Source organism: Bartonella sp. CM31XJBT (genome assembly GCF_028618555.1).
Lineage (GTDB): Bacteria > Pseudomonadota > Alphaproteobacteria > Rhizobiales > Rhizobiaceae > Bartonella.
This window is the reverse complement of record NZ_JAQITD010000001.1, coordinates 329,093-345,896: the sequence shown is the minus strand read 5'-3', so window position 1 is coordinate 345,896 and position 16,804 is coordinate 329,093. Positions and strand designations below refer to the sequence as shown.

The window sequence follows — 16,804 nt, the reverse complement described above, 5'->3', positions numbered from 1 at the left end:
AGGAGCTTAAAAAGTGTAAAATTCATGGAAATTCAACAGCAATTTCTAGGTGTACATAATGACAGGCATAGATTGGCGCGAACTGGTCAATTGCAACAGCAAAAAATCCTGCAAATGCTGAGCTTTTTAAACTATGTCATATCAAGCATATGAAAGTTCGTTTTAAATTAATGGCGGAGAGAGAGGGATTCGAACCCTCGATATGGTTTCCCATATACACGCGTTCCAGGCGTGCGCCTTCAACCACTCGGCCACCTCTCCAGAAGTTTGCACTATACCCAGAAAGAAATAACGTGCAAGTCTAAACTATACATTCAAAACCCAAAAAATAAATTCATTTATTAAAGTAAGAGCTTATATCTGTTGAATAACAAGCACATCCCTTCTTTTTAGGAAAAAACTTTTTTCGTGGATAGGTTTGTAGAATACAATAATGGGAATAAAAAGATTGTCACCAGTTATAAATTTTCATACTCATTTACGCACTTTCTGCTTCACAAAAAAATACTTCTCTTAAAATTGGCATACAGTCCATGGTTTTGCATAACCAAATAATTAAATATCTCTCACTTAACACCATTGATTACCCTAATAATAAATAGAATAATAACGATATGAACTTCTTATATATATAATATTAAAATTGTTTATTCAGATAATAAATTTCATTTCAATAAAAATCGTTTTCAACCTTCTTCTTGCCTCCAAGGATGAAAATACTTAATCACTGTAACTTTGATTACAAACAACTCTCTCTTGAAATGAGATCTACCTGCTAATCACTTTTATGTTTCAGATAATATATAAATATTGATTTATAATAATAAATTATCGTTTATACGTCATAAGCGGGGATGGTATGTGGAGGAAGAACATTTTAAGAGAGGATAAGTGCCTCTTATGTATTTTTTCAAATAGCACGAATTCTTGCAACATTGAGGGCTGTAAAATAGTGTGATGGTGTCAGTTTCCTCTTTCATAGGATTACAGAATAAGCCCTACTCTAAATCCTCTATTCAATTTCACACTTCTATATTTAGTTGATACTAAAGAAAATAAAATTCAGACAAAAAAAACCTTTGCATTTTTAATTTAATATGTATGAATATATCTTATTTTCTGAAATGAAAAAATAGTCATTTTGGTCAAATACAAAATCATAAAAATGCAAACCTGTTTTCATTTTTACCATATGCTTTTAAATTCAGCTTTACAGTTTTCAAAATATCTAAAGTAATCTCTATTATTTAAAAGAGATTACGTATTACTTCATACTTTTGATTATCGCATTCTTTAAGTGGGATATGGTCTCATAACAAAACAGAATACTCTAAAAATACTATTTTCTTTCTCATCCACACGTTTGTTAAAAAACATCTCTTAAAGCTTGTCACATCTACCTCATACGGTGTCTATGAATGGTATAAAATCTATTGGATAGCATCATCTTTCCTTAAATAAAAAGTAAAAGCCAAGTACCATCACGCTATTTATCACCTAATATTACAACATCCATTGCGATTTGAGAGAATGCATAAAAGGCATTTATTCTTTCTTAGAGTGTTTTTATCCATACATTACTCCTCTTTGTAATGTATAAAAGAATAATTTTTATTAATTTAATATAGAGAAATTTAAAACGAGAAAACCCTACAATATTTAAGGCTCTCATTATGTAACACGATAAATTACCATTACAAATTAATATGCTGCTTATAATTGTCCTAAAGGATAATGTTTTACAACACTAAAGATCTGATTAGTCTGAAAAATGAGCTCGTTTTTTCCCCTTAATGTTCTCTATCACCTTATATCCTTGCTTAGAGCACGTACAGCTCGTGCAGTTTCACATTGTAATGCTTTTTGTGCTAAAATTTTCATATCTTCAAAACTATGAGTCTGTAAACACGCCTTTACTGGAGAAATATCGCAAGATATCATAGAAAGCTCATTAATTCCCAATCCAGTCAAAATCATTGCACCAAAAGGATCTCCAGCCATACCACCACATACACTAACCCAACACTTATGTTGTGCAGCTCCCTGAATAGTCTGATAAATCATACGCAAAACTGCTGGATCAAGGCTATCAGCTTCAGACACAAGGTACGGATTTTGCCGATCAACAGCCATTGTATACTGTGTTAGGTCATTGGTTCCAATTGAAAAAAAATCAACATGGGCGCTCAATACATCTGCCATAATGGCCGCTGCTGGAACTTCGATCATAATACCAAGTTTTAATTTTGGTGCATCAATATCGTTGCGGATTTCCTCTGCAATCTTTTTTATAGCGACAATCTCTGAAACAGACATGACCATCGGAAACACAATCCATAGATCTCCGCCCTCTTTTGCTGCTCGATATAAAGCACGTAATTGAGGCACCAAAAGATCACGTCGACGTAACAAAAGCCGCGTTCCTCGAACACCTAAAAAAGGATTGTCCTCTTTAGATAAATGTAAATGCGTAACCTGTTTATCCCCACCAATATCAAGTGCACGAATAATTAATGGCTTATCTCCTACAGCTGTAATCATCGTCCGATATATATTAAATTGTAGCTCTTCATCCGGAATATGTGGATTCTCTAAAAACAAAAATTCCGTGCGCATGAGTCCAACACCTTCAGCCCCCAAATCAAGCGCAACAGGAACCTGATTTGCGTAGTTGACATTGGCCATGATACGAATTCTTTGACCATCTATCGTTTGCGCTGGTAATCTACACGCACTTATTTCACTGACACGTTTTTGCGCAACAGTATCAATATGCCTTTGAGCATCTTCAACGTCTTCAAGCGTAGGATCAAGGTAAATAAACCCGTTATCGCCATCAATAATAGCCTGAATATCAGACTGAATCGCTAAAATATCATCACCTGTAGCAACAACCATTGGAATACCAAGAGTACGCGCCAAAATAGCTGTATGAGATAATGGACCTCCCCATGCTGTTGCTAATCCTTTTACCCTTGTACAATCAAGTTGTGCTACATCAGAAGGAGAAAGGTCATTTGTAACCAGAATTACACCATGTGGAATATCATTTAAAAAGAACGATCTATAGGATGGATTGATTTCACCTAAAACACGTCGACCAACATCAACTAAATTAACAGCACGTGCTGCTAACAAAGGATTATCTACCTTAAAAAACATATCTGAAAATTGACGAACCGCTCTATCCCAAGACCAAGCGACACCATGACCTTCCGCTATAAAACGACAAGCTTGAGCTATTAAATTTTCATCTTCAAGCAAAACCATTTGCGCAGAAAAAATTGCAGCAGAATCTGCTCCCATACGCACTGTAATATCAGAAATTACAGATGCCATTTTATGTTTTGTTTTTGTAAGAGCATTTTCAAGACATGCTGCACCAGCTGCAAAATCAATTGGCTGGTCTATTATGGAAATATCATTTTGCCTTAAAACAAAAATCTTACCAAATGCTAATCCTGAACTCGCTCCAACACCAGAAATGCCTTTTTGCATAGAGCGTGGATACCAACCATGAAAAGCCTTTGTTTGAGATTCCATTGCTTTCATCAAGCATTTTTCACTAATACTCACTTTTTTTGCAATAGCAATGGCATCATTGAGAAGTTGTGCTCCTTCTGAAGCATCTGTAGAAAAAATCAGAACATCACCGTTTTTTGCTCCTAATTGCAATAAACCAACCAAATTTTTCATTTCAACGGTATATTGACCATGGCGAACTCTGATGGAACTTTGAGCCTTTTTCGCAAAATCAACCCAAAGAGAAGCTGGTCGTGCATGGAGACCACTTGGATAATCTAAAGTCCATTCCTGACACACAGAAAGGTCACCAATAAAAGTTTTTTCTATCTTCATATTTTGGTCAAACAAAGTTGTAACAATTTGTTGTTTGTCCATAGTGGTTGCAAGTACTTCAAGCTGTTTTTTATCAAATAAAAGAGACGTCAATTTTTTACAAATTTCTCTATAGCGATCTGGACACGCTGCAATGGCAATAACCAAATATGCTTTCTTGCCATCCTGCCACTCAACACCAGCAGGAACCTGTATAACAGCAACAGCATCCTTGATAATTAAATCACGATTTTCAGCCATACCATGAGGAATGGCTATACCATTTCCAAGCCAAGTATTGGTTGTTTCTTCACGTGCAAGCATGCTTGCCAGATAACACTTATCAACTGCACCAACCTGCACAAGCAATTCAGCAGCAGCATAAATTGCATCATTTTTATGATCAAAAGCAGCTGCAAGTTGTACAGATCTTATAGACAAGATTTCACCATCAGCAAAATCTACATTCATTGCTTCTGCTTTCTCATATCTCATCATGAATTCAAATTGCCTCACATTTGAACACCAATATCTCTGACACATTCCTTTTCAAAGCTGCATTTCCCAAAATACAAGCTATAAATACCACCACAGCTTTATTTATATTTTACGGAATATAGCTAAGTGAGGTGCTTAAATACCTCAATATAACCGATAAAACAATTGGATATTATTATCTAGCGAAGTGCTTAAAACCATTATAAGCAAATCTGCCTCTTACTCTTTTACTTTACAAAGACAAAACCCCATTTTCTACAGAACCAATCACCTGAAAAACTATGTTTTCGAAACGCTCTCATTATCCTAAGTTATTCAACATAACTTTTCATTATTTTTCCTACAAGAAAGCATCCTTCCCAATCATCCGTAACTTCAGCTAATATTTTGATTGATTCCTCAAAGTTTATTTAACCTATTATCCCTCTTTATAAATTCATTACATAATTACAAATTGCTCCATGCAACTTATCATCTTTAAAATTCCGTGCTGCCCATCTTATGATATCAAACCCTCGATATATAATATTTATATATTTTAAGCTACACCTTTACTTCAATCAATATCGCAAATACACAATACCCTCTGTCGCACATTTGCAAAGTACGAACATCCCCCCAAGCACCATCATCAATTACTAAAATAAAGAAAAACTCTACAAATAAGATAAATAAAGTAAAAAATGAAACGCAATGATTGCCTTAACCCTAGCTCTTATGCTTATTTACTTTCAACAATACACAATAATAGTGAAATCAGAAAAAATATTCTTGAAGGGCGCTGATTGCACGTTGGTTATTTTTATATCTTTAAACACCGTCCTCCTTAAAAATATAATTTCACTCTTGATTTACCGAAAATTCCTTAATGCACGTCACTTTCAAAGTAGTTTTGGCTGCCTTCTTATGGATTTTTTATCCCTATGTCTTTTTAAATGAATAGCCACACCTATCCACACTACCAACTAAAAACAGTATGACAACTCATCAATACCACAATGCCGATAAAAAGACCCATCTTTATCAAAATGATTACATAAAGAATGCTCTCATTAAATTTCTCATAATTTTCTGAAAACAAACTGCTTCTCTTATAAGAAATCACTAGACACTTCTTCATGCATAAAAAGAAAGTCTCTCTCACTATTATTATACAGAAATTTATCAACAAACTCTATCATAATATCAATATGTTCAGTACTAAATACTAACATAACATCGCACAAACTTTTTCCCTCATTGAGAAAAGCCATTTCCTCAATTCTACCTTTTTCGCATATCTTCTACATTTATTATAGTACCAACGCAAAAAGGGAAAGATAAGACTCTATCTTTCCCTTTTAATACTTATAAAACCACAACTATAATTCAATGAAATCCTGTTGATTGCTAGAGAGTGTTACAGATTACTCTGCTGCCTCCAGCATAGGAATGACTGAAACATAGGAACGATTACCCGCTTTGCGTTGAAAAGAAACCTTTCCATTTGATAATGCAAAAAGCGTATGATCTTTTCCAATACCAACATTGTTACCAGGATGCCAACGTGTACCACGCTGGCGAATAATAATATTTCCGGCAATAACGGTTTCACCACCAAATTTTTTAACGCCTAGACGTTTCGATTCTGAATCACGACCATTACGCGAGGAACCACCAGCTTTTTTATGTGCCATAGACGCTCTCCTTTAATCTTTCTTACTCTTTGATGCTACAGACGCTTTCTTCTGCGGCGCAGTCTTTTTTTCAACCGTTTTTTTAGCCGTCTTCTCAACAGAAGCAGCAGCTTTTGTTTCTTGTGGTGTAGTTGCTTCTTCTTTTATCGGTTTTGCAGCAACTTTTTTAGGTTTTGAACCACCCATTAAAATTTCTAAAACACGAAGCCTCGTAAATTCTTGACGATGGCCACGCGTGCGTTTAGAATTTTGACGACGGCGCTTCTTAAATGCGATAACCTTGCGCCCACGTGCCTGTTCTAAAATCTCAGCTGTCACCAATGCATCAGCAACGACAGGGGTACCAATAACCGCATTACCTTCTTGCCCAACCATTAATATGTCATTGAATTCAACAACATCACCCGCATTTCCACTAACTTTTTCAACTTTTACCACTTGATTAGCAACAATGCGGTATTGCTTACCACCAGTTTTAATGACTGCGAACATTTTTTATCCTTCCGTTCACTCCAGCTCTTATTTAATTTCTGCCTTGAAATAAGGGAAAATAGGCTGCTTTTTATCAGTCGTAATAAATCTCAAAGAAGGATAAAACCTTCTTCAACACAAATATGCGCAGATTTCCCCACGCTTATATTTTGTATATATGAAGGAATTTCTATTCTCTGTCAATAAAGTCCCATAAAAAAGAAAAAAAGGTTGTACCAAAAACAATTGAAGGTTATCTACCCCTTATACACTCAAATAGTGCCGATTTTTGTTTCACTTTATTATGGAGAGATGGCTGAGTGGTTGAAAGCACCGCACTCGAAATGCGGCATAGGGGCAACTCTATCGGGGGTTCAAATCCCTCTCTCTCCGCCATTAATTTATAAAACGATATTATTAAAATGTCTTCAATCGTAGCTTGCCGGTTGTAGCTTGTCAGCAGATTTTGTACCATTTTATTTTTTTCGAAGGATTTTAAGGGGGGCTCAAAGGGTCTTCAAAGACCTCTCAAAGGTCTTTATCGTTTTTGCGAATAAATTCTCCTTTTTACAATTTTTGCACTTTTTTGATTTTCTGTTACATAAATCTAGTTCAGATAATAAGAGAACGCATAGTAAAATTAAAGAATTATCTCATATTTCTCTCTCATTCTACTTTTGCTTAGTTAGTGCAAAACCTACTGTCAAATTATATTTATTTTGCACGTCTTGCTTGAATATGTGCTAGCAACCCTAATGTTGAACTATCGCGATTATCCGCTTTACTTTCTCCACGAAGAATTGGTAGTAACTCGTTTGCTAATTCTTTACCAAGTTCAACCCCCCATTGATCAAATGAATTAATATTCATTAAAATCCCTTCAACAAAAGTACGATGTTCATAAAGTGCAATAAGACGACCGAGTGCAAAAGGTGTTAATAAATCTTGAACCAACGTAATGCTGGGACGGTTTCCTTTAAAACTTCTATGAAGTGCTAAATGATCTGCCTCACCCTCACCAACTCCATTTTTTATCAAGATATGCCGAGCATCTTCAATACTACGCCCCTTCATCAATGCTTTTGATTGTGCTAAACCGTTTGCTAGCAACATCTCATACATAGAATGTAAATTTTTCTCATGCCCTTTTATAAATAAAATAAATTCTACAGGAATAATATCTGTTCCTTGATGCAGAAGCTGAAAAAAAGCATGTTGACTATTTGTTCCTGAATCCCCCCAAACAATTGGACCACTTGAAAAACTTAATGGTTTTCCATCCAGCGAGACTTGCTTACCATTTGATTCCATATCAAGCTGTTGTAAATAAGCTGGAAAATGTATTAAACGCTGTGCATAAGGAATGATCGAACGTGATGAATAACCACAAATAACACGATGCCAAAATCCTAAAAGAGCAAAACGAATAGGAATATTTTTATGCAAAGGCATAGTTTTAAAATGTTGGTCCATTTGCAAAGCACCGTTGAGAAATTTGCGAAAATTTCCACCACCTATTGCAAACATAACAACAAGTCCAATGGCTGACCAAATTGAATAACGTCCTCCAACCCAATTCCAAAATTTAAAAACGCTTGTGGAATCTATGCCAAATTCTGCCACTTTATCAAGCGCACTTGAAACAGCAACAAAATGCGTACAAACGGCTTTTTCTCCTAAATGTGAACAAATCCACTGACGTGCAACTTGAGCATTTACCATTGTTTCAGCCGTTGTAAAAGTTTTAGAAGCAATGACAAACAGCGTTGTTGCTGGATTCAAAATAGAGAGAGTATCAGAAATATGGGCACTGTCAGCATTCGAAACAAAATGACACTGTGGACCATCATGATAAGGTTTTAAAGCGTATGTGACCATTGCAGGACCAAGATCAGAACCACCAATACCAATATTGACAATATCACTTATTCTCTCGCCACTGCTTCCCTTATAGCTTCCATCACGCACCTTTTCAGAAAATCTTTCCATATCTTCAAGGACGTCTTGAATATCGCGAATAAGATTATGACCATCCAACATGAAAATTTCATCAGCAGGTAAACGTAATGCAATATGAAGAACTGAGCGTTTTTCAGTTGTATTAATCGCCTTACCAGAAAACATTGCATCACGCCGGCCTAACACATCTGCTGCGACCGCTAAATCATCTAGAAGTTGCAATGTTTTAAATGTCACACCACATTTTGAAAAATCGAAAAGAAGATCATCAAGTCTGAGGGAAAAATGGGAAAAACGCTGTTCATCTTCTACAAAATGCCGACGAATATCATAGACCCCATCCTTTGCGGCATGGTTTCTTAAAGCTTTTAATGTGGCTTCAAAAGCCATTTCATTTCGAATCGAAAAGCTATCTCCCATAAGCTTATCCTATACGGTTATTGATAATGAAATCTATGCCCAAACAATAACAAAGCAGAAAGCATCTCTTTTATTGCTCGCTATTTTCACTGCTCACATAAAAATGAAGGAATATACAAAATATAAAGGATAAGATCCGAAAATGATATTTTTACAAGAATAAATTTTCAAATCTTTTCTATCATATACATCATTTAACTTGATTGAGTTCTTTTGTTAAACGTAAATCTTCTTCTGCTTTTGGTCTTATAAAACGCCCTAAAAAAAGATAAACAACCGGTGTAACATAAAGCGTAAAAATAGTTGCTAAACCTAAGCCACCAACGATAACCCAACCTAAAGCTATACGAGCTTCTGCGCCAGCACCTTTGGCTAAAACCAAAGGAATACCTCCTAAAATGGCACAAATCATTGTCATACAAACTGGACGAAGGCGAATGTTTGCTGCTTCTTCTACGGCTTCACGCACGCTTCTTCCCTGATCACGTAATTGATCTGCAAATTCAACAATGAGAATACCATTTTTTGCCATAACACCAATTAACAAAATTAATCCAATTTGGCTGTAAATATTAAGACTCACACCACTTAATAGCATAGCAATTACAGCACAACCAATCCCTAATGGGACAGTGGCCATGATAATGAATCCTGAAATAAAGCTTTCAAACTGAGCAGCCAAAATCAATAAAATAATCAAAAAGGCAATGCCAAAAACAATCATAAAATTGGAAGATGTTTCATTAAGCGTTTCGGCTTCCCCTAAGGGAACCAAATAGGTTCCTTTTGATAACAAAGGAGAAGCAATTTTCTGTACAGTTTGGTAAGCTTCCCCTAAAGCGATATCTGGAGCAAGATTTGCGCTTAAAACAACAGCATTCATGCGTTTTTCCCGTTTTAATTGAGGAGCAATAGCTTTTTCATGTAAACGCGCAATAACAGATAAAGGAACATATCGATTGTCTTTGGTTTTTAAAAAAATATTTTCTAAATCGCTAGGACTCTTCATAGAATTTGTACGCGATATCAATTTAACATCGTAAGAATGATCATCCACGTTAATGGAACCAATCTTTTTACCATCCAACATTGTTTGTAATGTATCGCCCAAATTGGCGATATCAATCCCTAAATCGGAGGCTTTTTTTCGATTGATTTCAATAAAAAATTGCGGTTGTGTTGCATCAACAGTAAGGCGTGGGCGAATAAAACGCGGATCATCTTGTAAAGCACTCACCAGCTTATCAGCAATGGGTTGTAATGTTGCATAATCATTGCCAAGAATTGCAAATTGCAACCCTTGCCCAGTTCCTCTCACACCCAAAGAATTTCCCTGCGCAGCAAATACAAAAACTGCGGGAAACTGTTTAACCTTTGCATTAATATCTTTCACGATTTCTTGCTGACTACGTAAACGTTTATCCCAAGATGAAAGCAATAAAATCAAAAAAGCAGTATTGGGTGAACCGCCAGCACCCGCGATAGAGTAACTGTTAGCAATCTCCCCTGCATCACGTAATGGCTGTAGACTTGCTTCAATTTGCTCTATTTGCTCGTTCAAATATTGTGTTGAAATACCTTGTGGTCCATTAATAACCAAAAAGATCACAGCTCTGTCTTCTGCTGGCGTTAATTCCTGTTGTAGCTTCGTATAGCCTCCAACACAAAGACCCCCAAAAATAAGTGAAGCAAAAACAACAGCCCAAGGCTTTTCTAAACACTTATGCAAACTGTAAGTATATGCCTTATGAAAAAAAGTACCTAATTTATATAAAAAAGCAAAATGATGGGACTCTTCCTCTTTATCCTCAATATGTTCTTTGAGAAAACGTGAAGCCAACATGGGACAAAGCGTTAAGGCAACAACTGAAGAAAGCAAAATAGAAATTGCCAAAACAAAACCGAATTCTCTAAAAAGCCCTCCAACTTGCCCAGGAAGAAAGGAAATAGGAACAAACACAGCCACTAATGTCAGTGTTGTTGCTAAAACAGCAAAAAATACTTCACGTGTTCCTATCACCGCTGCTGCTCTGGAACCTAATCCCATGTTGCGCCACCGAACAATATTCTCAAGAACAACAATGGCATCATCCACAACAAGCCCTGTTGCTAAAACAAGTCCTAAAAATGTGAGAATATTCAATGAAAACCCTACAAGATAAATAGCCGCAATGGTACCAATCAAAGCGACAGGAAGAGATACAGCAGGTATCAGCGTTACACGAATGTCTCTGAGAAAAAGAAAAATGACCAAGATAACGCTCAAAATAGCAATGACCAACGCAACTTCAACCTCATGAAGAGCGCTTTTAATAAAAATTGCATCGTCATTAATAACGTCTATATGTACAGAAGAAGGAACAATACTTTTGAGATTATCAACAACGGCTCTCACACCTTCAGAAATATTAAGAGTGTTGGATTGTGCTTTACGCACGATACCTAATCCAATACCTGTCTTTCCATTGATACGAAGAATAACTGTTTCTATATCCGGCGATAAAGTAACATGCGCAACATCACCAAGATGCACATGAGGCTTTAAAACAACTTGTTCAAAAGATTCTGGTGTTGTTAAACGTGCAGTAGCACGTACAACTAAAGTTTGCTTAGAATTGCGTAATGACCCTACTGGCACATCTGTTGTCATATCAGCAAGAACACGTGAAATATCTGCTACAGTTAATCCATAACTTGCAAGTTTTGCTTGATCTATATCAATCTGAAAAATCTTTGTGCGAGCACTATCGACCTGTACATCACCAACACCATCAACAGCAGAAATTGCATCAACAATCTGATCGTTTACAATCGTGGTTAAATCATCAACACTCATTGTTGGTGACGTCACAACCAAATACATCATGGCAGCTGCATTCGAATCTGCTTTAATAATCAAAGGCGAATCCGCATCTTTCGGTAAAGAATAGGTAATACGGGAGAGAGCATCACGAATATCAGATGCCGCAACATTCAAATCAACACCAACATTAAAATTAATCTGTACACGGGAGCGCCCAAAAGAAGACGTTGAAGAAATCGTCTTAACACCTGAAACACGAGAAACGGCATCTTCTATAACTTTTGTAACTTCACGATCAATTGTTTCTGCCGACGCACCAGAAAACACCGTCACAACCGTCGTTACGGGAGTATCAACATCGGGTAATTCTCTTACATCAACATTTAACCATGCTGCAAATCCTGCAATGATGATCATAGCATTTAAAACAAAAGTAAAAACCGGTCTGCGAATAAATAAGGTAATGAGACCACCTTGCTCCACCTTTGACGTAGGCTGTTTTGTGCTCAATTCTTGGCTCATTGTATATCCGTTCCGTAAACTGCTGGTAATTGCTGTTGATGAGACTTTGGATCATCAATCGTTACTTTACTTCCTGGATAAAGCATTTGCACTCCTTGAATGACAACTTGATCACCATTTTCTAGGGGTGCTTTTACGAAAACTTGATCTGCTTTATGCTGAATAATTGATACGGGTATAGCCTCTACTTTCCCTTTTCTCACACGCCAAACGAATGACCCTTTACTATTCCATTGAACTGCAAGAGGATTAACGACAGGAAAAGAACCACCATGAAATTGCAAGGCAACAGAAAAGGACATACCAGACATGAGCGTATCTTTTTCATTATTGATTTCAACCTGAACATGAAGTGTGCGACTTTCTGGATCAACGATATTATCAATCGCATAAATATGACCAACAAAAGACATATCTGGCTGCGCGACTAACGTTGCCGTTACCTCATCTCCTTTATGGATGCGCGACACATATCGTTCAGGGGCCCATATATCGACCAAAATACGTTCTCTATTCTCAATACGGCCTATTACAGTATTAAGGGTCACGTTATTCCCCGCATCAACGGGCAAAATACCAACAACTCCAGGAATCGGTGCTCGAATTGTTCGCCGATCGAGATCTAATTCAGCATTACGCAAAACTAAATTTGCGTTATCCAACTCTAAGCGTGCCATAATTTCTTGAACTTCCGTTGCTGTATTGCTGGCGCGTAATTTAAGAATGCGCGAAAGCGTTAACGCATTGTTATCACGTTGCACTTTTGCTTTTGCAGCCGCTATTTCTTCTTTTTTAGAATCAAGCTTTGCAATCACATCATCGGCTTGTACTTTTGTACCTGCTGACACAAAAAGCTTATCAATAACACCTGAGGATAAAGGGGTAAGCTCAACTTCTGCAAGAGCTTTTCCACTCCCTAAAACGTTAAGTTGTTCATAAAAATCTTGAATTTTTACAAGATCAACGACAACATTTACCGGTGGCCTTCCCATTTTTCCATTTGAAGTTTTATCTGATACTTTTGTTTTATCCACCATAGAAATGGGTTGTTCTGCACTCTTTTTTCCAGCCCAATAAGTAACCGTTAAAACAACGATTAAAAACACTAATGGAAAGCTCTTTTTTAATAACGCCATACATCCGCCCTTGCTGTGTCATGTTTATCTGAAATAGTTTTCAACAGTAATATCGGCGTTTTACACAAAAACCCAACAGCGGGTGTGTGTGTCTTACCCCCACCGCAAAAAACAGATCTCATCTCTGCTTGATTATCTTTCATCTATAAAAACGTCAAGTTAACTATCGTTCATATTGCTTTGTATGGTCACAACAAAAAAATGTTCATATCAAAACCAACTGAAGCCATAATATTTTTAAAATATCTCATAAAAAAGAGAGATTTTTTTATTACTATCCAAGTTTCACTTGCATTTCTTTAATGAAACGATTAGGAACCCTTTGTCTTAGACAATGTAAAAAATTGAAATATATGCACCCGTAGCTCAGCTGGATAGAGCACCAGACTACGAATCTGGGGGTCAGGAGTTCGAATCTCTTCGGGTGCGCCATCTATCAATATCTTACTTATAAAGTCAGACTTTTTAAATTCTTTATTTTGTGATTTGTTTTTATCTATCTTTGTATTTTGTTATTTCATTCTGTTGTGAGTCGTTTCTTTAGCCATTTTGCTAGAATAAGATGTTATGAGTCCTTCAATTCAGCCCTAAGGGCTTTTATTAGCTAATAATCGTAGCGATTGCATGAGTAGCGTGTATTGTTATTTTCTTTTTTCAATCTATGCGCTTGTTTTTGGTCTCTTCCGGATTATACTCTCTAATCAGTTAGGTAATTTTTTACGTGCTTATTTCTAACTGTTCCATAACTGGATGTTTCTGGATATTTTATTCCTAGCAGTCCCATCTTAAGAGGGACTTCAAATGTGCCGCCACAAATTCCGGGTTACCACCATGTAAAACTTTTTCAGTGTGTTATTGGAAAGAATAAATAAACTACTTCTCAAACGTACCACTATAAAACACTTATGGTATCCATTAATATCATCAGCATTTTGTTGCAAACCACAGCTTCTTTCTGCAATATTTTTAATTGAATTAAACGTATTTTTACTGCTTAAAAGCAAAGTGATTCTTTTTCCTAAAAAACAATAAAACTCTTCTTGTGCTTCTTTAGCATTATCTCTTGCATGGCATATCATCGACTTCTATGATATCTTAATATTTTCTGTTCTCTATGAATTTTTCTAATTAACCCATGGGGTACAGATCTCGAATATTAATAAAAGATAAGTTTAAAGAATTTTTCCATGCCTAAAACTGATATTGAAATTGCTCGCACTGCTAAAAAGCAACATATTGTTGAAATTGCACAAAAAATTGGTATCTCACATGAAAATCTCATTCCCTATGGCCATGATAAAGCTAAAATTTCTTCTGAATACATAAAATCGCTTAATAAAAATCCAGACGGTAAACTTATCCTTGTCACAGCTATCAATCCCACACCTGCCGGAGAAGGCAAAACAACAACAACAGTTGGACTAAGTGATGCTCTTAATCTTATTGGTAAAAAAACAATAGCTACCTTGAGAGAACCGTCTTTAGGTCCCTGTTTTGGTGTAAAAGGTGGTGCTGCTGGTGGTGGTTATGCGCAAGTCATTCCAATGGATGACCTTAATTTACATTTTACCGGTGATTTTCATGCTATTACAGCTGCTCATAATCTTCTTGCCGCAATGATAGATAATCATCTTTATTGGGGAAATACTCTAAACATTGATCCACGTCGCATTGTTTGGAAACGCGTTCTTGATATGAATGACCGTGCATTGCGCGATATTGTCATTTCATTGGGGGGCATAACAAATGGTTTTCCACGTCAAACAGGTTTTGATATTACTGTTGCATCAGAAATTATGGCGCTTCTTTGTCTCTCTGAAAATTTAGAAAACCTTACACAAAGACTCAAAAAAATTATTGTTGCTTATCGTTATGATAAAACGCCCATCACAGTTGCTGATCTCAATGCGGAAGGTGCAATGGCAGTTCTTCTCAAAGATGCTATACAACCCAATCTCGTACAGACAATTGAAAATAATCCTGTTCTCGTTCATGGAGGACCTTTTGCCAACATTGCTCATGGTTGCAATTCAGTTATAGCAACAAAAACTGCTTTAAAACTTGCGGATTATGTTGTCACAGAAGCAGGGTTTGGAGCAGATCTTGGAGCAGAAAAGTTCTTCAATATCAAATGTAGGCAAGCAGGTATTGTACCAAATGCTACAGTGATCGTCGCAACTATTCGTGCATTAAAAATGAACGGTGGTCTGGATAAAAATAACCTGACAGAAGAAAATATTACCGCTTTAGAAAAAGGAGCTGCCAATCTTTTACGACACATAAAAAATATGAAGCACTACGGTATTCCTTGTGTTGTGGCTATCAATCATTTTGACAGCGATAGCGATGCTGAAATAAAAACATTACAAAAAATAGTTGCAACAACTGGACACAAAGCTATTATCTGTAAGCATTGGGAACAAGGTGGAAAAGGCGCTATAGAACTTGCACAAGAGCTCGTTACCTTGATTGAAAAGCACGATTCTGATTTTAAAGTTCTCTATCAAGATGATATTCCACTCGTTCAAAAAATTAATTGTATTATAACAAAGCTATACGGTGGACGTGGCGCCATCATCTCAGCCCCTATTCTCAAACAACTTGAATCTTGGGAAAAAGAGGGGTTTGGCGTCTACCCTATTTGTATGGCAAAAACACCTTATTCTTTTTCTTCTGATCCCAAGCAATACGGCGCTCCTGTTGATTTTGAAATTCCCATACGAGAAGTTCGTCTCTGTGCGGGAGCCGGTTTTATTGTTGTCATTTGTGGAGATGTTATGACCATGCCGGGACTACCCCATTATCCCGCGGCTGAAAAAATTCATCTTGACGAAAATGATCAAATACAAGGACTTTCATAAATTTATAACCGTAAATTCTATCATTCATTATAAAAAGCGTTTTATTGTAAAAAAAAATAGAATTTTAAAAAGCGATATAGACAAATGTCTTATTTATATGATATAAGTGCTTGTCCTTTTGGATATGCCTTTAAAAGGACGTAGGTTTTTTCCTATCATTTATGACACTGAAAAAAGCAGGATAGATAGTGCAAGTACTCGTTCGTGATAATAATGTTGACCAAGCGCTCCGTGCGTTGAAAAAAAAGATGCAGCGTGAAGGTATCTTCCGTGAAATGAAAATGCGTAGTTATTATGAGAAGCCATCTGAGAAGCGTGCTCGTGAAAAAGCTGAAGCTATTCGTCGTACACGTAAGCTTGCTCGTAAGCGTGCACAAAGAGAAGGTTTTGTTAGTAACGGACGAACTGTTGCGGTAAAGTAATATACTTTATGATATTATATAACTGCATAACCAATAGGTAATAAGCTACTAGAAAATTTTTCTTCATAGGCGATTGCAATAAATTGCTTGTGTGTAGGTTTTTGTGTACAATGTTATCTAATATGTTAGTTATTTGAAAATAATAAGATTTCTATCATAAAGGTGGTTTTTATTTCACTCTTATATTTTAAAAATAGAT

8 protein-coding genes and 3 tRNA genes are annotated in these 16,804 nt (G+C 36.3%); 4 read left to right on the top strand and 7 right to left on the bottom strand.

Annotated features, from left to right (window positions below):
- Window positions 1-171: 171 nt before the first annotated feature.
- From PVV63_RS01380 to rplU, 4 genes are all read right to left on the bottom strand, one after another.
- Window positions 172-261 (bottom strand) — tRNA-Ser (locus PVV63_RS01380).
- Between the two features lie 1,542 nt (window positions 262-1,803).
- Window positions 1,804-4,335 carry a phosphoenolpyruvate--protein phosphotransferase gene (gene ptsP, locus PVV63_RS01375; RefSeq protein WP_273790290.1) on the bottom strand — a complete coding sequence of 844 codons (2,532 nt, stop codon included), beginning with the start codon at window positions 4,333-4,335 and terminating at the stop codon, window positions 1,804-1,806.
- 1,406 nt (window positions 4,336-5,741) lie between these two features.
- Window positions 5,742-6,011 carry a 50S ribosomal protein L27 gene (gene rpmA, locus PVV63_RS01370; protein WP_100130483.1) on the bottom strand — a complete coding sequence of 90 codons (270 nt, stop codon included), beginning with the start codon at window positions 6,009-6,011 and terminating at the stop codon, window positions 5,742-5,744.
- A 12-nt stretch (window positions 6,012-6,023) separates the two neighbouring features.
- Window positions 6,024-6,503 (bottom strand): 50S ribosomal protein L21, encoded by a 480-nt coding sequence (gene rplU / locus PVV63_RS01365; RefSeq protein ID WP_273790289.1) that lies wholly within the window; start codon window positions 6,501-6,503, stop codon window positions 6,024-6,026.
- 285 nt (window positions 6,504-6,788) lie between these two features.
- Between rplU and PVV63_RS01360 the strand changes: the two genes are divergently transcribed.
- Window positions 6,789-6,878, top strand: a tRNA-Ser gene (locus PVV63_RS01360).
- Window positions 6,879-7,196: 318 nt separating this feature from the next.
- Here PVV63_RS01360 and pgi read toward each other — a convergent pair.
- The 3 genes from pgi to PVV63_RS01345 all read right to left on the bottom strand — a co-directional run bounded on the left by pgi (window position 7,197) and on the right by PVV63_RS01345 (window position 13,322).
- On the bottom strand, window positions 7,197-8,861 hold the full coding sequence (gene pgi / locus PVV63_RS01355) for a glucose-6-phosphate isomerase (protein WP_273790288.1): 1,665 nt from the start codon (window positions 8,859-8,861) through the stop codon (window positions 7,197-7,199).
- A 190-nt stretch (window positions 8,862-9,051) separates the two neighbouring features.
- Window positions 9,052-12,186 (bottom strand): efflux RND transporter permease subunit, encoded by a 3,135-nt coding sequence (locus PVV63_RS01350; RefSeq protein ID WP_273790287.1) that lies wholly within the window; start codon window positions 12,184-12,186, stop codon window positions 9,052-9,054.
- The gene (locus PVV63_RS01345; protein ID WP_273790286.1) at window positions 12,183-13,322 is read right to left on the bottom strand and encodes an efflux RND transporter periplasmic adaptor subunit; all 1,140 of its coding nucleotides are present in this window, start codon (window positions 13,320-13,322) and stop codon (window positions 12,183-12,185) included. The genes PVV63_RS01350 and PVV63_RS01345 overlap by 4 nt, the downstream gene beginning before the upstream one ends.
- Before the next feature lie 355 nt (window positions 13,323-13,677).
- Between PVV63_RS01345 and PVV63_RS01340 the strand changes: the two genes are divergently transcribed.
- The 3 genes from PVV63_RS01340 to rpsU all read left to right on the top strand — a co-directional run bounded on the left by PVV63_RS01340 (window position 13,678) and on the right by rpsU (window position 16,605).
- A tRNA-Arg gene (locus tag PVV63_RS01340) sits at window positions 13,678-13,754 on the top strand.
- Window positions 13,755-14,509: 755 nt separating this feature from the next.
- Window positions 14,510-16,183, top strand: coding sequence for a formate--tetrahydrofolate ligase (locus PVV63_RS01335; RefSeq protein ID WP_273790285.1), 1,674 nt, complete (start codon window positions 14,510-14,512; stop codon window positions 16,181-16,183).
- 188 nt (window positions 16,184-16,371) lie between these two features.
- Window positions 16,372-16,605 (top strand): 30S ribosomal protein S21, encoded by a 234-nt coding sequence (rpsU, locus tag PVV63_RS01330; RefSeq protein ID WP_012754552.1) that lies wholly within the window; start codon window positions 16,372-16,374, stop codon window positions 16,603-16,605.
- Window positions 16,606-16,804: the final 199 nt, after the last annotated feature.